This window comes from Rhodococcus sp. 1168 (assembly GCF_002091955.1).
In the GTDB taxonomy this organism is placed as follows: domain Bacteria; phylum Actinomycetota; class Actinomycetes; order Mycobacteriales; family Mycobacteriaceae; genus Rhodococcoides.
This window is the reverse complement of sequence record NZ_MKKY01000072.1, coordinates 192,623-210,059: the sequence shown is the minus strand read 5'-3', so window position 1 is coordinate 210,059 and position 17,437 is coordinate 192,623. Positions and strand designations below refer to the sequence as shown.

Here is a 17,437-nt window from a genome sequence, read left to right as displayed (position 1 = left end):
CGATGATTGTTGCAAGCGAAGAGCCCCACCCGGATACCGGGAGGGGCTCTTCAGGTCGATCGGGTACTTATTTGGGGTCCGTGTCGCCTGAGTGCTCGTGGTCGCTGGTAGCGAGAGGAGCTCGACGCGCCTGCTCGAGCACTTCGGTGGTCTGTCCACCGTGACTGCCCGGGCCGACATGAGCCTCGGCCCGCAAGCGATCCACCATGTGCGGGTAGTGGAGTTCGAATGCCGGACGCTCGGAACGGATACGCGGCAACTCCGTGAAGTTGTGCCGCGGCGGTGGGCACGATGTGGCCCATTCCAGCGAGTTGCCGTAGCCCCATGGGTCGTCCACAGTGACCACCTCGCCGTAGCGATAGGACTTGAAGACGTTCCACACGAACGGCAGCGTCGAAGCACCGAGCACGAACGCACTGATGGTGGAGATGATGTTGAGCGTGGTGAATCCATCGGAAGAGAGATAGTCGGCATAGCGACGCGGCATGCCCTCGTTACCGAGCCAGTGCTGGACCAGGAAAGTGCCGTGGAAGCCGAGGAACGTGAGCCAGAAGTGCCACTTGCCCAATCTTTCGTCCATCATTCGGCCGGTCATCTTCGGGAACCAGAAGTAGATGCCTGAGAACGTTGCGAACACCACAGTGCCGAAGACCACGTAGTGGAAGTGGGCAATCAGGAAATAGGTATCGGTGACGTGGAAGTCGATCGGCGGGCTGGCGAGCAGCACTCCGGAGAGGCCGCCGAAGAGGAAGGTGATCAAGAAGCCGATAGCGAAGAGCATCGGGGTTTCCAATGTCACCTGACCACGCCACATCGTGCCGACCCAGTTGAAGATCTTCACACCGGTGGGCACCGCGATCAAGAACGTCATGAACGAGAAGAACGGCAACAGCACCGCACCCGTGGCGTACATGTGGTGAGCCCACACCGCGATCGACAGAGCAGCGATGGCGATCGTTGCGTAGATCAAGGTGGTGTAGCCGAACATCGGCTTACGCGAGAAGACCGGGAACACCTCGGACACGATCCCGAAGAACGGCAACGCGATGATGTAGACCTCGGGGTGGCCGAAGAACCAGAACAAGTGCTGCCACAACAACACTCCACCGGTCGCCGGGTCGAAGAGATGCGCACCGAGATGTCGGTCGGCTGCCAATCCCAACAGTGCCGCCGTCAGCAACGGGAACGCCAGAAGGATCAGAATGCTGGTGACCAGAATGTTCCACGTGAAGATGGGCATCCGGAACATCGTCATACCGGGTGCTCGCAAGCAGATGACCGTCGTGATCATGTTCACAGCGCCGAGAATAGTTCCGAGTCCGGCGATTGCGAGGCCCATGATCCACAGGTCTGCACCGACGCCCGGCGAATGCAATGCACTCGACAGTGGGGTGTACGCGGTCCACCCGAAGTCAGCTGCACCACCGGGGGTGATGAATCCTGCCGAGGCGACCAACGCACCGAACAGGTAGAGCCAGTACGAGAAAGCATTCAACCGCGGGAACGCCACGTCCGGCGCACCGATCTGCAGCGGCAGGATGTAGTTGGCGAAGCCGAACACGACCGGCGTTGCGTACAGCAGCAGCATGATCGTGCCGTGCATGGTGAACAGCTGGTTGTACTGCTCGTTCGACAGGAACTGCATTCCCGGTACCGCCAGCTCGGCGCGCATGAGCAACGCCATCAAGCCACCGACAAGGAAGAAAGCAATCGATGTCACGATGTACATGATCCCCAACACCTTGGGATCTGTCGTCGTCACCGCCTTGTGGATGAACGAACCCTTGGGTCCCGTCCGCGGCGGAAAAGGCCTCACCGCTTCCACAGCGGGAGTGGGCCTAGGCGCTAGGGCAGTCACTGATCCTCCTGAATGCGCGTCGTACCTCGAACCACGAGGCGACGTCCTGGTGTCTTGCGCTCCACAAATCGTAGACCGTCCCACAGAGCAGCGCCGAACCGGTCCTACCGTGTGTCGTATTCGATTGTACGAACCTCCGAACAACGAAACCAATCCACCCTCACACCACCATGTGAAGGGGCCGACGGCTACGGACCGATATGGTGTGATTGCATCCCACTCCCGTTAGGAACGCACGAGTTGTCCACTACCTCAAGCCTGTCGACCGTGACTTCGACTTCGCGTGCCGGGCTGATTCTGGCCATCGGTGTCGCTCTGTTCACGGCCGGGTGCTCCACTCCCCCCTCATCCTCGGACGACGCGTCGACCATCGTCCGGAGCACGTCCAATATCGCCGGAGCGGGTGTGGTCGGCAACGACCGCAAGACTGCCGGCCTGTGCTCCGAGCCTGCTCCGCTCGATCCGACCGGCATAGAAGGATCGGTACGACCGGTCGGCCACAGCGAAGGAGTAAGCAACGTTCCAGCCGACCCCATGCGCATAGTGGTGCTCGACGCAGCTTCGCTCGACGCCACCTGCGCGGTAGGCGTTTGGGAACGAGTCGTCGGCGCGTCGACGCTCGACCCCGACTTCCGTGGCGACGGTGACCAAGAGCTGTATCTGGGACCGGGCATAGCGAGAGTTCCGAGCGTCGGAACTCTCGGCGCTCCGGACATCGACGCGGTCGCCGTTCTCGCCCCCGACCTCATCATCGGATCCGATTCACTGGGCCGGGATACCTACGCGTCCCTCAGCGATATCGCACCCACCGTCTTCACGAGCTCCGATGATGGTTGGAAGGGAACGTTCCTGCAATCGGCTGCTGCCCTCGGACGTGGTCGGACCGGATTCGACGAACTCGCTCGATTCAGTGCCGACGCTCAGCAGGCCGGCCGCGACATCGACGCCGTCCAGACCCAAGCCTCCCTCGTGCGTTTCCTTCCCGATTCCATCGTCACCGATTCCACGGCGTCCTTCGCCGGCCAGGTACTCGCGGAGATCGGCGTTCAGCGCCCGCCTGCGCAGCGCGATGGCGAAGTCACCGTTGTCCCCGACGATCTGCGCGCGGCCGAAGGCGACATCGTCTACGTGCGATTCGAGGGTGACGAGGGTGAATCGTTCGGAACCGAGGTCCTGCGCAGTGATCCGTGGCTGGAGCTCGGATCGGTGAAGGACGGCCGCGTGTTCGCCGTCGACGACACAGTGTGGTCCGGGAGCGGCATCGTCGCCGCGCGGGCAATTCTCGCGGACGTGCGGAACTCTCTCAACGCATACGCGTCCTGAGGTGCCGGTACCCGAGTTCGTCCTCTCGCTGAGGCGGCAAGTGGGTACGGCCCCGCTCTGGCTTTCCGGCGTCAGCGCAGTCGTCCTGGACGACGACGACCGGATACTCCTCACGAGGCGACGCGACAACGGTCTCTGGGCAGTGGTGTCGGGCATTCTCGAACCCGGCGAGGAACCTGGACCCGCGGCACTGCGCGAGATCACCGAGGAGACCGGGATCGATGCAGATCTGATTCGGTTGACGAGCGTCGACGTCACAGGGCCGATCACTTACCCGAACGGCGACCAGGCGCAGTACCTCGACCTCACGTTCCTGGTCCGCCGCACTGGAGGCGAAGCGCACGTCGCCGATGACGAAAACTTGGCAGTGGAATGGTTCGAGTCCGACGCGCTACCGGAAACCCTCTCGGAGACTTCACGTTTGCGGATCGACAAAGCACTCGACGACTCGGTCGAGACCTGGTTTCGTGGTTGATCACCGGTTCCGGGTGTGTTCGGCTACCGGCCGGTTGCCGAACACACCACACCGTCCCTGGGTCAGAAGTCCCAGTCGTCGTCTTCGGTGTTGACGGCCTTACCGATGACATACGACGAGCCCGAGCCCGAGAAGAAGTCGTGATTCTCATCGGCGTTAGGTGACAGCGCCGACAAGATGGCTGGGTTCACGTCGGTTTCGTCCTTCGGGAACAGCCCTTCGTATCCCAGGTTGTTCAGTGCCTTGTTCGCGTTGTATCGCAGGAACTTCTTGACGTCCTCGGTGAGCCCGATCTCGTCGTAGAGATCCTGGGTGTACTCGACCTCGTTGTCGTACAGTTCGAACAGCAGCTCGAACGTGTAGTTCTTGAGCTCTTCGCGCTCGGCTTCGGTGACCTTCTCCAGACCCCGCTGATACTTGTATCCGATGTAGTAGCCGTGCACAGCTTCGTCACGGATGATCAACCGGATCAGGTCGGCGGTGTTGGTGAGCTTGGCTCGTGAAGACCAGTACATCGGCAGGTAGAAGCCCGAGTAGAACAAGAAAGACTCGAGCAGGGTCGACGCGACCTTCCGCTTGAGTGGATCGTCGCCGTGATAGAACTTCAAGACGATCTCGGCTTTACGCTGCAGGTTGACGTTCTCCTCGGACCACCGGAACGCGTCGTCGATATCTCGCGTGGAGCTCAGTGTGGAGAAGATAGAGCTGTAGCTCTTCGCATGTACCGACTCCATGAACGCGATGTTCGTGTAGACAGCCTCTTCGTGCGGGGTGATCGCGTCGGGAATGAGGCTGACCGCTCCGACTGTCCCCTGGATCGTGTCCAGCAGCGTGAGTCCGGTGAACACCCGCATCGTCAACTGCTTCTCGACTGCATTCAACGTCTCCCACGAAGGGATGTCGTTCGACACCGGCACCTTCTCTGGCAGCCAGAAATTACTGGTCAGGCGCTCCCACACCTCCGAGTCCTTGTCATCCTGGACGCGATTCCAGTTGATGGCCGAGACACGATCGATGAGCTTCACGATGCTTCCTTTACTACCGGTGGAACACTGCCGAACGTTGGCTTGCCTGGACACTACCCGTTGTGGTGGGAGGTAATCCTCGACACAAGATGTGTGTCGTAGTTCCTGTGCGGACTCGCAGCCACGCACGGGAACTACGACGACGAAAGCTCTACAGCATGCAGGAAACGCAACCCTCCACCTCGGTGCCTTCCAACGCCAACTGACGTAGGCGGATGTAGTACAGCGTCTTGATCCCCTTACGCCATGCGTAGATCTGCGCCCTGTTGATGTCGCGGGTCGAGGCGGTGTCCTTGAAGAACAGCGTCAACGACAAGCCCTGATCGACGTGTTGCGTTGCCGCAGCGTAGGTGTCGATGATCTTCTCGTACCCGATCTCGTACGCGTCCTGGTAGAACTCCAGGTTGTCGTTGTTCAGGTACGGCGCCGGGTAATAGACGCGACCGATCTTGCCTTCCTTGCGGATCTCGATCTTCGAGGCAACCGGGTGGATCGAGGAGGTCGAGTTGTTGATGTAGGAAATCGACCCCGTCGGCGGTACTGCCTGCAGGTTCTGGTTGTAGATGCCGTGTTCTTGCACCGACGCCTTCAGTGCGGACCAGTCGGCCTGCGTCGGAATGTGCACTCCGGCATCGGCGAACAATGCGGCGACGCGGGACGTGGCAGGCTCCCAGACCTCGTCGGTGTACTTGTCGAAGAATTCACCCGATGCGTACTTGGAGTCCGGGAAACCCTTGAAGTATTCACCGCGTGCGATCGAGAGTTGGTTCGACGCCTGGATGGCATGAAATACCACGGTGTAGAAGTAGATGTTCGTGAAGTCGATGCCCTCGGTGGATCCGTAGTGAATCCGTTCGCGCGCCAAATATCCATGCAGGTTCATCTGGCCGAGACCAATAGCGTGAGAGTCGTTGTTCCCCTGCTCGATCGACGGAACCGAGAAGATGTGAGTCTGATCGGACACGGCCGTGAGCCCGCGGATTGCCACTGCGATGGTTTTGCCGAAATCGGGCGAATCCATTGTCTTGGCGATGTTCAGCGAGCCGAGGTTGCAGGAAATGTCTTTGCCGACGTGGCTGTACGACAGATCGTCGTTGAACGTCGACGGGGTCGAGACCTGCAGAATTTCCGAGCACAGGTTCGAGTGAGTGATCTTGCCCTTCACCGGGTTGGCCCGATTCACGGTGTCCTCGAACATGATGTACGGGTACCCGGATTCGAACTGCAACTCGGCGAGCGTCTGGAAGAACTCGCGTGCCTTGATCTTCGTCTTGCGGATCCGCTTGTCGTCGACCATCTCGTAGTACGTTTCGCTGACGTTGATGTCCGCGAAAGGCACCCCGTAGATCCGCTCGACGTCGTACGGCGAGAAGAGATACATGTCTTCGTTCTTCTTCGCCAACTCGAACGTGATGTCCGGGATGACAATTCCGAGTGAGAGCGTCTTGATACGAATCTTCTCGTCCGCGTTCTCGCGCTTGGTATCGAGGAACTTGTAGACATCGGGATGGTGCGCGTGCAAGTACACAGCGCCTGCACCCTGACGCGCACCGAGCTGGTTCGCGTAGGAGAAGGAGTCCTCGAGCAGCTTCATGATCGGAATGACACCCGAGGACTGATTTTCGATTCGCTTGATCGGCGCGCCGGCTTCGCGAATATTACTGAGCAGCAACGCAACTCCACCGCCGCGCTTGGACAGCTGCAGTGCCGAGTTGATCGATCGACCGATCGATTCCATGTTGTCTTCGATGCGCAGCAGGAAGCACGAAACCGGCTCGCCGCGCTGCTTCTTACCGGAGTTGAGAAAGGTAGGAGTCGCGGGCTGGAAACGGCCTGCGATGATTTCGTCGACCAGATCGGTGGCAAGGGCTTCGTCACCTGCACCGAGAGTCAGGGCAACCATGCAGACGCGATCTTCGAACCGCTCCAGGTAGCGCTTGCCGTCGAATGTCTTCAGCGTGTACGAGGTGTAGTACTTGAATGCACCCAAAAACGTCGGGAAGCGGAACTTCTTCGAGTAGGCGTGGTTGATCAGGAACTTGACGAACTCACGGGAGTACTGGTCGAGAACCTCTGCCTCGTAATAGTTTTCCTCGACCAAGTAGTCCAGCTTCTCATCCAGGTCGTGAAAGAACACGGTGTTCTGATTGACGTGCTGCAGGAAGTATTGGTTGGCCGCCTCGCGGTCCTTCTCGAACTGAATCTCCCCATTGGGGCCATACAGATTCAGCATCGCATTCAGCGCGTGATAGTCGAGATCACCATCCGCTCGGACGGTTGTCTGGGCGGGTGCTGTATCGGTGATTGTCGGTGCCACGGCGGATGCTCCACTTTCTTCGTGCGTCTTGTACTGCTGAACTCGTAGTGATGTCAATAGATGTGCGCCGCTCGTCGCGACTCCCGCTCCCAGAAATCGCCGAGACCGTCCCGAACACGAACCACGTCTTCGGGGGTTCCCATCAGCTCGAAGCGATAAAGGTACGGAACAGCGCACTTCTGCGAAATGACATCGCCCGCAAAACAGAACGAATCACCGAAGTTGGTGTTACCAGCTGCGATGACCGCTCTGATCAAGGACCGGTTGTGCTTGTCATTGAGAAACTTGATCACTTGCTTGGGAACGTAATTGGTGTCACGGCCGGCAAATGTGGTGCCACCGCCGTACGTCGGGACGATCAGAACGTACGGCTGATCCACCCGAAATTCTTCCGGCCGGTGAATCGGTATCCGACTCGACGAAAGATCCAACTTGGTGACGAATCTATGCGTATTCTCCGACGCACTGGAGAAGTACACCAGTGGGTGCGTCGAGGCAGGAAGCCGAGCCGAATCGAGACCGGTGAACGTCACACCTGCTCATCTCCGTCTTCTGTTCAAGCAACGCTTGCGGTGAGCGACTTGATGCGATCGGGGCGAAATCCCGACCAATGAGTGTCGCCGGCAACGACGACCGGCGCCTGCAGGTAGCCGAGCGCCATGATGTAGTCGCGGGCCTCGGTGTCCTGTGAAATATCGATGATCGAGTACTCGATACCCTCCTTGTCGAGGGCGCGGTAGGTGGCATTGCACTGAACGCAAGCGGGCTTGGTGTAGACGGTGACGCTCATAGGGTTCCCTTCTCACTGTCCAGCATCGCGGAGTTCACCGAGATGCTCGTAATGCACTGCGGAATAGCTTTTCGAACTTCTTTTTCGACTGTGTGTCGATTCCGGATATGAACCCGGATTCGAGCAGTTCCGAGCGGGATTTCACGGGCTCCGTACCGGTTTTCTCGGCGGGGAGCGTTGTGGCCTCTCGGTTGTTCAGACACTACACCTAGTGTCCGACTTATAGCTAGAACACGAGATGTTGCGAACAACATCCATGACATTCGCTGGTCACGCTCTCGAGATGGACCAAAAGTCGAGGTCGACTCGGCGTGTCGTGCATCACACATTGTTGCGGTGCGCGTACGCCTCGCAGCCAGAAATGAGCAGCCCGCGCAACCGCAAGTCGACACGCGGCGCGCGGAGGGTGAAGTTTGCGACCTGTAGGCAGCAGAGGGCCCCCGAACACAAATTCGGGGGCTCTGCAACGACGCCTCGACGGAGCAGTTCATTCAGGAGCGGCGCGCTTCGAATCAGGCGTCGACGAGCTCGTGCGATGCCTTGACCAACTCGGCCACCACAGCGGAAATCTGTGCCGACACCTCTACGTTTTCACGAGGATGCGCGGACCCGAACTTGTCGATGGTGCCGCCGATAGTGAGCACGACGTCCTCGAGAACCTTTCCGCCTGCAATGCCGACCGACTTACGCGTGTCGTCATGAGCCCACTTGGCCCCGTTACCGCTCGGCGAGGCGGAGATGACGGCAACCGGCTTTCCCTGCACTGCGCTCACCCCATACGGACGCGACAGCCAATCGATGGCGTTCTTCAAGACCGCAGGAATGGTGCCGTTGTATTCAGGGGTGACAAGGAGAAACGCGGTGGCATTCTCGGCGGCTGCACGCAGACTCAGCGCAGCCGCAGGCACCTTGCCCGCGACGTCGAGGTCCTCGTTGTAGAACGACACATCTGCAAGTCCTTCGTACACGAGCGCGTCGGCTCCCTCCGGTACGAGCGCGGCGGCGGTCTCGGCAATCTGCTTGTTCACCGAGTCGACGCGGAGACTGCCGACGAGAACGAGGACGTGTGCTTGCGACATGAAAAAATCCTTCGAAAGTTGAAGCTGCGACTGGTGCAGGTAGATTCTTACCACCCTAAGCGGACTGCGGTCCATTTCTATTCCAGGAACAGGTATGGTTTCGCTTGTGGCCGACTTCATGCTCCCCATTGCAGGCGAGGAAACCGAGCGCTGCGATGCTGCACGTAATCGACGCCTCTTACTGGACGCGGCCACAGAAATGGTCTCCACAGTCGGGGCGGACGCTGTCACGATGGACGCACTGGCCGCCCGAGCCGGTGTGGGCAAGGGCACAGTCTTCCGCCGATTCGGCAGCCGATCCGGGCTCATGCAAGCGCTGGTGGACCATACCGAGAAGGAATTGCAGCACGGCTTCCTTTTCGGCCCCCCACCGCTGGGCCCGGGGGCGGACCCGATCGACAGATTGGTCGCGTTCGGGCGCGCACGCTTGAACCTCGTCGAGGTACAAGGAGAGGTCATGCGCGCGGCCGAAAACTCACCGGAACTTCGATATTCGGCTCCTGCACACAAGGTCAACTACACGCACGTGCTGACCCTCCTCCGAGCAGCCCGCGTGGAGGGCGATCTCGAACTCCTCGCTTACGGACTCCTGACACCGCTCGAAGCAACGCTGGTACTGCACCAATTCCGCGACCTCGGCATGTCGAAGCAACGGCTCGCCGACGGCTGGGAAGACCTGGTCCGGCGAGCAACCCGTCAGGAGAGCAGTTCCACCGCCACCGCAGTGCGGTGAAGTGCCGCGCCGTACGCCGGTCCGTGTCCTGCTGCATGGACGGCCAAGGGATGCAACTGATGCAACGCAATACGCGTCTCCCAGCCCTCGCGCAGTGGAAACACCGACTGATAGCCGTCGACGATGTCCGCCAGAAATGGACAACCGAACAGTTCCAGCATTGCCAGATCGGTTTCACGGTGACCGCCGTGCGCTGCCGGATCGATCATCACCGCGCCGGAATCGGTCCAGACGACGTTTCCGGTCCACAGATCTCCGTGAATGCGGCTCGGTGACTCGCCGTCGTCGACACAGCCCGCACGAACCCGCTCACACGCACGCTCGATATCAGCAGCCTGACTCGGCGTCACGTTTCCCACCTCGAGCGCTACCCGCAGGAACGGGAGAACCCTTTCCTCGACATAGAACGAACCCCACGCCGAGTGCTCGACGCTCGACATGGGCCTTGCCCCGATAGATAGTTGGCCATCGAAACCGTCTGGAGGACAACCGAACCCACGAGCTCCACTACTGTGAACGGTGGCAAGACCGGCCCCGAACGCGCGGGCCGCGGCCTGCGTCGGCGAACCGGGATCCAGTCGGGCCAGTTCGATATGTGTCGGTCCGACGTCCAGCACATCGACGGTGGTGCCGCCGCCCGCTCGTAACCATGCAAGCCCGGCGGCCTCGGCTGCAAAGAAGTCGGGGTGGGCACTGCGATCGGACTTCGAAAAGGTCTTCGCTGTCATCACCTGCAGTGTACGGAGCACACCTAAGATGGCGTGATGTCTCTCATCCGTTCGGAATTGCGCACTCGAATCCAACGTGAACTCGCGGTCCAGTCGACCATCGACCCCGCCTCCGAGATCACCCGACGCGTCGACTTTCTCAAGAGCTACCTCCGTTCGACACCTGCCACGGGGTTCGTGCTCGGCATCAGCGGCGGTCAGGACAGCACCTTGGCCGGCAAGCTGGTTCAACGCGCGGTCACCGAACTTCGCAGCGAAGGCGCCGAAGCCCGATTTCTTGCCGTGCGTCTCCCCTACGGCGTGCAGGCCGACGAAGACGATGCATCCATCGCGCTGTCGTTCATCGATCCCGACCGGACCGTGACTGTCGATATCAAAGCATCGGCCGACGCAGCGGCTGCCTCGGTGGCGGACGCCCTGGGCAACGACGCGGTTCGCGACTTCGTGCGCGGCAACATCAAGGCCCGTGAGCGCATGGTGGCGCAGTACGCGCTCGCCGGCGAACTCGGCTACGTCGTGGTCGGCACTGATCATGCAGCCGAGGCGATCACCGGATTCTTCACCAAATTCGGTGACGGCGGAGTGGACATCACACCTCTTACCGGACTGACGAAGCGTCAGGGGGCCGAGCTGCTGCGAGAACTCGATGCGCCGGAGAGCACGTGGAAGAAGGTGCCCACTGCGGACTTGGAGGACGATCGTCCAGCACTCCCCGACGAGGAGGCCCTGGGTGTGACGTACGCGCAGATCGACGACTACCTCGAAGGCAAGGACGTGACCGAGGAGGTTGCCGAGAAACTGGAAAGGATGTTCTTGAACTCCAGGCACAAGCGCGCGGTTCCCGTCACACCGTTCGACGATTGGTGGACCACCGAGAACTGAGCCTTCGGGCTAGCCGCCCGCGAACGGTGGCAGGATGTCGACTCGGTCGCCGAACGTCGCGGTGGGATCGCGCGTGAGATCGTCGCCGATCAGAAACGCAGACACGCGCAGAACATCCGCCACCTTTCCGCCGTGTCTGTGAGCTACCGCAGCTTTCAACGCCGCGAGATCGCTGCCCCCGGGCAGATCGAAAGTCTCGGCGGCACATCCCGACGCGTCCGCCGCACCGGCGAAGTAACGAACCTCAACCACCTATTGCTCCCATACTTCTCGTCGGTGGAACGAAACCTTCGGCGTCGATTCCGTGTCCTGCCCATTTGTTCCACATTGCGCCCCGCCACAGTGCAGCGAGTTCGTCGTCGGTGGCGCCCCCGCGCATGGCGGCCCGCAGGTCGGTTTCCTCGTCGCTGAACAAACACGACCGCACTGTTCCTTCGGCGGTGAGCCGAGTTCGATCGCAGTCGGAGCAGAACGACCTGGTGACGGACGCGATGATGCCCACGGTGGCGTCGGTTCCGTCGACTGCCCACTCCTCGGCCGGCGCCGACGGATCCTCGCGACCGACCTCGGTCAGGTCGAAACGGGTGACGAGCACATCGAGCAGTTGCTGCGCGTCGAGCATGTTGGAACGGGCCCATTCGTGATCGGCGTCGAGCGGCATCTGCTCGATGAATCGAAGGGCCACGCCTTCGTTCAGGCACCACTCGAGCAGGTCGCCTGCACCGTGCAGCGTCTCCGGCATGAGAACGGCGTTCACTTTGACAGGGTTCAATCCGGCTCGCTTCGCTGCCCGGATTCCCGCCATCACGGACGGCAAACGATCGCGTCGGGTGAGTTCGGCGAAATGCGCGCGGTCGATGGAGTCGAGCGAGACGTTGACTCGGCTCAGCCCAGCCTCGACGAGACTCTTGGCCCGATGCTCCAAACCGATGGCGTTCGTGGTCATCGCGAGGGGCACGCCAGGCACTTGCTGTGCGCATCGGGCGAGAATTTCGGTCAGATCGGCCCGCATCAGCGGTTCACCACCGGTGAAGCGCACCTCCTCGACACCGAGCCGATGGACGGCGAGGGACACAACACGCGCGATCTCCTCGGCAGTGAGAAGGTCCTCGGCCGGAATGACAGGCAGACCTTCTTCAGGCATGCAATAAGTACAACGGAGCGAACATTTTTCGGTGATGGACACTCGCAGATCGCGCGCCACCCGGCCGAACCGGTCTATCAGAACCGGTATATCGGGCCGGTCGTCCACCGAGAACACCCCAGGGCTCTTTATCGAGGGGATACCGAGTCCGACGACACTGCTGACGGTCATGTGCACCCTCCTCGAGAAACAAGAGCGAATACTCGCTCCGACAACGCTACGTGGTCCAGTATGCCGTTCCTCACAGAACGGGGGGCCTCGGCCGCCCCCGATTTCGAAAACACGCACGCCTAGGATCGAATCTATGAAGACCCGCGCCACGTCGGCCCCGAAGGCGAGCGGAGCATGACCGCGGCCTCTGTCGAAGACCATGCCGCTCACGTTCGACGCCTACTCGATCCCTTGAAAACACGCACCGCGGAGTCGGTCCTGCTGAGCGATGCACTGGGCCGTGTCGCCTACGCGGACGTCGCTTCGCCGGTCGACCTTCCACTGTTCAGAAATTCGCAGATGGACGGATACGCAGTCCACTCCTCGGCCATCACCACCGTCCCGGTGACCCTCGAAGTTGCGGGCACTGTGGCCGCGGGAGCGACGGGGCCGAGTGCAGTGCAACCCGGCACCAGCGTCAAGATCATGACTGGCTCACCTGTCCCGGATGGTGCGGACACTGTCGTACCCGTCGAACACACGACTGCAAATGACGAGCATTCCGTCACGATCGAGGTGTCCAGGCAACCCGGTGACTACATTCGCGAGCAGGGCAGCGACGTCATCGCTGGTTCTATTCTTATCCGAGCAGGCCAGCTTCTGGAACCTCGTCACATCGCAGTCCTCGCCGCAGTCGGCTTGTCGCACACGCAGGTTCGCAGCAGACCTCGGGTAGCCGTGATCACCACCGGCGCCGAACTCGTCGAGGCAGGCTCCTCGCTTCGGCTCGGCCAAATTTTCGATTCCAACGGCATCGCACTGGCCTCTCATCTTCGTAGTAACGGCGCCGAAGTCACGGGCGTACACCGCAGTTCGGACGAGCCCACAGACTTTGCTCGCATCGTCACCGCTGCTGCCGCCGAATCCGAGCTCATCATCACCTCCGGCGGCGTATCCATGGGCGATTTCGAGGTCGTGAAGGATGTGTTGCTCCCGCTGGGCGGGCAATTCGGGCCGGTACGGATGCAGCCAGGCGGCCCTCAAGGTACGGCCGTCGTCGACGGCGTTCCCGTGTTGAACTTTCCGGGTAATCCGGTGAGCACCGTCGTCTCGTTCCTGGTCTTCGCACGCGACGTGCTTCGTGACGCAGCAGGCTTACCGCCGGTGCCGACCCGGGTGGCGAAGTTGGCAGCAGACGTCACCTCAGTCGCGGGCAAGCGGCAGTTTCTGCGAGGAAAGCTGGAGGGAGAGACCGTGACATTGATAGCCGGAGCAGGTTCGCACCTCGTTGCCGCGATGGCATGGGCAGATGTGTTGGTGGACGTGCCAGTCGAAGTGACCGAGATGACCGCGGGGTCCGAAGTGACAGTGGTGCCGTTATGACAAGTTTTTCCCATGTCGATTCCGAGGGCCGCGCCCGCATGGTCGACGTGTCACACAAGTCCGACACCACCCGAATAGCAGTCGCTGCAGGCGAACTGGCCACCACTGCCGAGGTTGTGTCCCTCGTCCGGGCCGATGGAATGCCGAAGGCAGATGTGTTGGCCACGGCTCGAATCGCGGGTATCTCCGGGGCCAAGAAGACCTCGGAGCTGATACCGCTGTGCCATCAGCTGGCACTGTCTTCGGTCGATGTGCGCTTCGGATTCACCGATACGACGATCACTGTCGAGGCAACGGCGAAGACCACCGGCCCGACGGGAGTGGAAATGGAGGCGCTGACGGCCGTCGCCGTCGCTGGTCTCACCCTGCACGACATGGTCAAGGCCGTGGACCCGTCCGCAACCATGAACAACGTCCGTCTGCTGAGCAAAGAGGGCGGAAAACGTGGGCGATGGTCCCGAAGCGCTGAGGAGGACCGCGAATCATCTTGCGCTGGAACGAGATCGGCTGTGGTACTCGTAGCGTCGACCGGTGGTGCGCGAGGAACCCGCGAGGACACCACCGGACCGGTGATAGCGCGGTGGCTGCGCGAGCGCGAGTTCACTGTTCGCGGGCCGTTGGTATTTGCCGACGCCGATATCGCATCCGGCCTGGACGACGCATTGACCGGTGCGCCATCACTGGTGATCACCACCGGGGGTACAGGCGTGTCACCGACCGATGCCACCCCCGAGGCGACACGAGCAGTTCTCGATTGCGAACTCCCCGGGATCGCCGACGCGATTCGGGCCAAGGGAACCACCGTCACTCCTCATGCGACCTTGAGTCGTGGACTGACCGGGCTTGCCGGAACGACCGTCATCGTGAATTTGCCTGGGTCACCCGGGGGGGTCAAGGACGGACTTTCGGTCCTCGGGCCGATCCTCGACCACCTGCTCGCGCAGGTTGCCGGTAACGGTCTGCACGCCGAAACACAGGAAGGCGAATTGCCGTGAACGAGCCTCTGGCAGAGATCTCGAAGGATCGGATCGATATCGATATCGTCGAGGCCGCAGTCGCCGGGCCGGAGCACGGCGCGGTCGTGCTCTTCAGCGGCGTGGTGCGCAATCACGATGGCGGTCAAGCGGTTTCCGCACTCGAATATCAGGCGCATCCTGACGCAGAGAAATTTCTCCGCGCGTGTTGCGCCGAAGTGGCGGCGCAATCAGGGTTGCCCGTCGCGGCAGTACATCGCGTCGGGGACCTGGTTGTCGGCGATGTCGCGCTCGTCGCCGCGGTCGCGTCACCACATCGCGCGGAAGCCTTCGCGACGTGCGCCACGCTCGTCGAACGCATCAAGTCCGAAGTTCCCATCTGGAAGCGTCAGCATTTCGCCACGGGTACTTCGGAATGGGTCGGCCTCTGACTGATGCAGCAGGGTGTCTGTTCACGCCGGATTCGGCGTGTATCGATGAACCGGTAGCATCGCTGCTCGATCGGTCGGGTCCCCGGCCCGGCGGATGCAGTCGAGCAGGCGGACCTCGACCAATTCTTCGTCGATATCCGTTCCGATCATTACCAGTGAGGTCGCTCTTCGCTCGTCGCGGCCCCACGTGGTCGATTCGAGTCGGATATGACGGCCGACCGTACCGAGTACGTATTTCCCCGCGTAGCCATCCACACCGAAATATACGAAACCCTTTGCGCGGTAGACCTCTCCCGACGGATTCTCCATCACCTCGATGAAGCGGCGCGGGTCCATCGGCTCTTCGGTCTCGAAGCTCGTAGTCGTATAGGCGGCGTGCAGATGCTGCGAGTGGTCGTCGTGATCGTCGTCCTCGTACAGCACCTCGTCGAACGATAATTGCCGTGCCGAGCTTCTGTCGTCAGCACGTGTCGGTACATCGAAGAGCAACGCTGCATCGACGCGGCCATGTCTGGTCGCCATGATCGGGACGTCTCCGACTCTCCCGCGGACACTGTCGAGAACCGCGGCCGCCTCGGCATCGTCGAGTCGGTCGGTCTTGTTGAGCACCACGAGGTCTGCGAGTCGGAGGTGTTGTTCGATCTCGGAATGCCGTTCGACGGTGGCTCCGAATTCGACTGCATCGACGACTCCGACAAGGCCGCCGTAGACGATCGCAGAATTGTTGCTGGCCAGCACCATTCGAATAAGGCTTCTCGGCTCCGCGATGCCACTGGCCTCGACAACGATCACGTCGAGTGCTCTCGCTGGCTCGGACAGGACGTCGAACATCGAGTCCATTTCGTCGATGTCCACGGCGCAGCAGATGCACCCGTTACCGAGAGCCACCATCGAATCGACTTGACCGGCAACCATCATCGAATCGATATTGATGGAGCCGAAGTCGTTGACGATGACTCCGATGCGAATTCCTCGATTGTGGCGAAGCAGGTGATTGAGCAACGTCGTCTTGCCCGCACCGAGAAATCCTGAGACGAGAATTACGGGAATCCTTCGGTCTCCGAGTGCACGCGCCACGAGTCGTGAGGCTACTCGGTTGCGAGCATCTGCTTCAGCAGGCCCTGCGCGAAGTTCGACACCGACCGAACGTTGTCGTCGGTCACCAGATCCGACAATCCGTCGATCCCGACGGAATCGACGTAGGGTGCGATCCCGGCAAGCAAGCGCGCGAGCGGACTCCCCCCGGCCGAAGTCGGGGCGGCTTCGAGCTTCGGCTTACCAGCAGCAGGGGTCGCCGTGGCCGAGTCGGACGGTGCTTCCGGTCCATCCTCCACCGGTAGTGCCGCGACAGTGGTGTTCGGGCCGAGGAGATAGTCGATCAGCCCGGTGGAGATCGCGATGGCGTGCTTCAGCTGCCCCTCCGGGCTTTCGAGCACAGCAGCGTCGACAGGGTTGGAGCCGTTTCCCATCTCGACGAAAACCAAGGGCACACTGGTCAGTGCCGGCCCGGCGATGTCGGAACGATCCTGCAGTCCGTCCACAATCCCCGCATAGTTGGCGGCACTGAACCCGGCTCGCTCATACGCGTCACGCATCAGGTTCGATGCGGCCAGACCACCGCCCGACTGGGCCGCGTTGGCAGCCGCGTCGGGAATGGGGAGCGTTGGGACGATCAGGTGGAACCCGAGCTTGTCTTCATCGGTGCCCACAGCCGTCGAGTCCGCATGGATGCTGACAGCGACGTCCGCCCCGGACGCACCGGCCGCTCGTGCTCGGTCATCGACACAGCCGCCCCACGCAGAGTCGTCGGTACGGCTCATGACGACGGAGGCACCGAGGCTTTCCAAACTCGATTTCACCAGCTGAGCGACGTTCCAGTTGATGGTGTGTTCGGCGACGCCGTCGACGGTGGTCATCCCTGATGTCTGGCAGTCCTTGGTACCGCCGCGGCCGTCGTCCACCTGCGCAGCCAGATTCTCGGCGTGGCCCGCGCCTTGGTGACCGGGATCCACGAAGACCGTTTTGCCGTCGAGCTCCAGGCCCGAAGGGGCGGCCGACACTGATGCAGGAATCATCAGCGCGCCGGCCAACACACCTGCGGACAGCACGCCGAGCACAGAGGTTCTATTCATCAAGCAGTTGGAC

At 61.2% G+C, this 17,437-nt stretch carries 18 protein-coding genes; 7 read left to right on the top strand and 11 right to left on the bottom strand.

Translation table 11 applies throughout. The features are described from left to right. Positions 1-67 precede the first annotated feature (67 nt). Positions 68-1,858, bottom strand: coding sequence for a cytochrome c oxidase subunit I (ctaD, locus tag BJI47_RS15155; RefSeq protein WP_088944467.1), 1,791 nt, complete (start codon positions 1,856-1,858; stop codon positions 68-70). 267 nt (positions 1,859-2,125) lie between these two features. Here ctaD and BJI47_RS15150 point away from each other — a divergent pair, with 267 nt between their 5' ends. Both BJI47_RS15150 and BJI47_RS15145 read left to right on the top strand, forming a co-directional pair. Then, positions 2,126-3,181, top strand: a complete 1,056-nt coding sequence (locus BJI47_RS15150; RefSeq protein WP_254900615.1) for an ABC transporter substrate-binding protein — start codon at positions 2,126-2,128, stop codon at positions 3,179-3,181. Between the two features lies 1 nt (position 3,182). After that, positions 3,183-3,656 carry an NUDIX domain-containing protein gene (locus BJI47_RS15145; protein ID WP_088944465.1) on the top strand — a complete coding sequence of 158 codons (474 nt, stop codon included), beginning with the start codon at positions 3,183-3,185 and terminating at the stop codon, positions 3,654-3,656. A gap of 62 nt (positions 3,657-3,718) precedes the next feature. On the opposite strand, the gene nrdF is transcribed toward BJI47_RS15145, so the two are convergent. From nrdF to BJI47_RS15120, 5 genes are all read right to left on the bottom strand, one after another. Further along, complete coding sequence (nrdF, locus tag BJI47_RS15140; protein WP_088944464.1) at positions 3,719-4,681, bottom strand: class 1b ribonucleoside-diphosphate reductase subunit beta; 963 nt, start codon at positions 4,679-4,681, stop codon at positions 3,719-3,721. 151 nt (positions 4,682-4,832) lie between these two features. Then, positions 4,833-6,998 (bottom strand): class 1b ribonucleoside-diphosphate reductase subunit alpha, encoded by a 2,166-nt coding sequence (gene nrdE / locus BJI47_RS15135; protein ID WP_088944463.1) that lies wholly within the window; start codon positions 6,996-6,998, stop codon positions 4,833-4,835. Between the two features lie 53 nt (positions 6,999-7,051). Beyond that, positions 7,052-7,480 carry a class Ib ribonucleoside-diphosphate reductase assembly flavoprotein NrdI gene (gene nrdI / locus BJI47_RS15130; RefSeq protein WP_088944662.1) on the bottom strand — a complete coding sequence of 143 codons (429 nt, stop codon included), beginning with the start codon at positions 7,478-7,480 and terminating at the stop codon, positions 7,052-7,054. A gap of 74 nt (positions 7,481-7,554) precedes the next feature. Continuing rightward, positions 7,555-7,788: a glutaredoxin-like protein NrdH gene (nrdH, locus tag BJI47_RS15125; RefSeq protein ID WP_084346927.1), complete on the bottom strand. Its 234-nt coding sequence runs from the start codon at positions 7,786-7,788 to the stop codon at positions 7,555-7,557. A 512-nt stretch (positions 7,789-8,300) separates the two neighbouring features. Next, positions 8,301-8,867, bottom strand: coding sequence for an NAD(P)H-dependent oxidoreductase (locus tag BJI47_RS15120; protein ID WP_088944462.1), 567 nt, complete (start codon positions 8,865-8,867; stop codon positions 8,301-8,303). Positions 8,868-8,961: 94 nt separating this feature from the next. Between BJI47_RS15120 and BJI47_RS15115 the strand changes: the two genes are divergently transcribed. Continuing rightward, positions 8,962-9,600, top strand: a complete 639-nt coding sequence (locus BJI47_RS15115; protein WP_176224875.1) for a TetR/AcrR family transcriptional regulator — start codon at positions 8,962-8,964, stop codon at positions 9,598-9,600. Here the strand turns inward: BJI47_RS15115 and BJI47_RS15110 are convergent. Further along, a complete protein-coding gene (locus BJI47_RS15110; protein ID WP_088944661.1) occupies positions 9,564-10,328 on the bottom strand; it encodes a fructosamine kinase family protein in 765 nt (254 codons plus the stop codon). The genes BJI47_RS15115 and BJI47_RS15110 overlap by 37 nt on opposite strands. A 36-nt stretch (positions 10,329-10,364) precedes the next feature. Here BJI47_RS15110 and nadE point away from each other — a divergent pair, with 36 nt between their 5' ends. Next, positions 10,365-11,210 carry an ammonia-dependent NAD(+) synthetase gene (nadE, locus tag BJI47_RS15105; RefSeq protein WP_088944460.1) on the top strand — a complete coding sequence of 282 codons (846 nt, stop codon included), beginning with the start codon at positions 10,365-10,367 and terminating at the stop codon, positions 11,208-11,210. 9 nt (positions 11,211-11,219) lie between these two features. Here nadE and BJI47_RS15100 read toward each other — a convergent pair whose 3' ends face one another. Further along, entirely contained in the window at positions 11,220-11,462 is a 243-nt protein-coding gene (locus tag BJI47_RS15100) for a MoaD/ThiS family protein (protein WP_088944459.1), read from the bottom strand. After that, complete coding sequence (gene moaA / locus BJI47_RS15095) at positions 11,455-12,525, bottom strand: GTP 3',8-cyclase MoaA (RefSeq protein ID WP_088944458.1); 1,071 nt, start codon at positions 12,523-12,525, stop codon at positions 11,455-11,457. Before moaA ends, BJI47_RS15100 begins: the two co-directional genes overlap by 8 nt. Before the next feature lie 174 nt (positions 12,526-12,699). On the opposite strand from moaA, the gene glp reads away from it, so the two are divergent. The 3 genes from glp to BJI47_RS15080 are packed head-to-tail and all read left to right on the top strand — an operon-like array spanning position 12,700 to position 15,292. Next, entirely contained in the window at positions 12,700-13,887 is a 1,188-nt protein-coding gene (gene glp / locus BJI47_RS15090; protein ID WP_088944457.1) for a gephyrin-like molybdotransferase Glp, read from the top strand. Further along, the gene (gene moaCB / locus BJI47_RS15085; RefSeq protein WP_088944456.1) at positions 13,884-14,882 is read left to right on the top strand and encodes a bifunctional molybdenum cofactor biosynthesis protein MoaC/MoaB; all 999 of its coding nucleotides are present in this window, start codon (positions 13,884-13,886) and stop codon (positions 14,880-14,882) included. Before glp ends, moaCB begins: the two co-directional genes overlap by 4 nt. Continuing rightward, positions 14,879-15,292 (top strand): molybdenum cofactor biosynthesis protein MoaE, encoded by a 414-nt coding sequence (locus BJI47_RS15080; protein ID WP_088944455.1) that lies wholly within the window; start codon positions 14,879-14,881, stop codon positions 15,290-15,292. The genes moaCB and BJI47_RS15080 overlap by 4 nt, the downstream gene beginning before the upstream one ends. A 21-nt stretch (positions 15,293-15,313) precedes the next feature. Here BJI47_RS15080 and BJI47_RS15075 read toward each other — a convergent pair whose 3' ends face one another. Beyond that, complete coding sequence (locus BJI47_RS15075; RefSeq protein WP_088944454.1) at positions 15,314-16,369, bottom strand: GTP-binding protein; 1,056 nt, start codon at positions 16,367-16,369, stop codon at positions 15,314-15,316. 11 nt (positions 16,370-16,380) lie between these two features. After that, positions 16,381-17,424, bottom strand: coding sequence for an N-acetylmuramoyl-L-alanine amidase (locus BJI47_RS15070; protein ID WP_088944453.1), 1,044 nt, complete (start codon positions 17,422-17,424; stop codon positions 16,381-16,383). Between the last annotated feature and the right edge of the window lie 13 nt (positions 17,425-17,437).

Coding starts and splice junctions, on each gene's coding strand:
- nrdH (WP_084346927.1), bottom strand. CDS start 7,788: ATGAGCGTCACCGTCTACACCAAGCCCGCTTGCGTTCAGTGCAATGCC.
- BJI47_RS15120 (WP_088944462.1), bottom strand. CDS start 8,867: ATGTCGCAAGCACACGTCCTCGTTCTCGTCGGCAGTCTCCGCGTCGAC.
- BJI47_RS15115 (WP_176224875.1), top strand. CDS start 8,962: ATGGTTTCGCTTGTGGCCGACTTCATGCTCCCCATTGCAGGCGAGGAA.
- BJI47_RS15110 (WP_088944661.1), bottom strand. CDS start 10,328: ATGACAGCGAAGACCTTTTCGAAGTCCGATCGCAGTGCCCACCCCGAC.
- nadE (WP_088944460.1), top strand. CDS start 10,365: ATGTCTCTCATCCGTTCGGAATTGCGCACTCGAATCCAACGTGAACTC.
- moaA (WP_088944458.1), bottom strand. CDS start 12,525: ATGACCGTCAGCAGTGTCGTCGGACTCGGTATCCCCTCGATAAAGAGC.
- glp (WP_088944457.1), top strand. CDS start 12,700: ATGACCGCGGCCTCTGTCGAAGACCATGCCGCTCACGTTCGACGCCTA.
- moaCB (WP_088944456.1), top strand. CDS start 13,884: ATGACAAGTTTTTCCCATGTCGATTCCGAGGGCCGCGCCCGCATGGTC.
- BJI47_RS15070 (WP_088944453.1), bottom strand. CDS start 17,424: ATGAATAGAACCTCTGTGCTCGGCGTGCTGTCCGCAGGTGTGTTGGCC.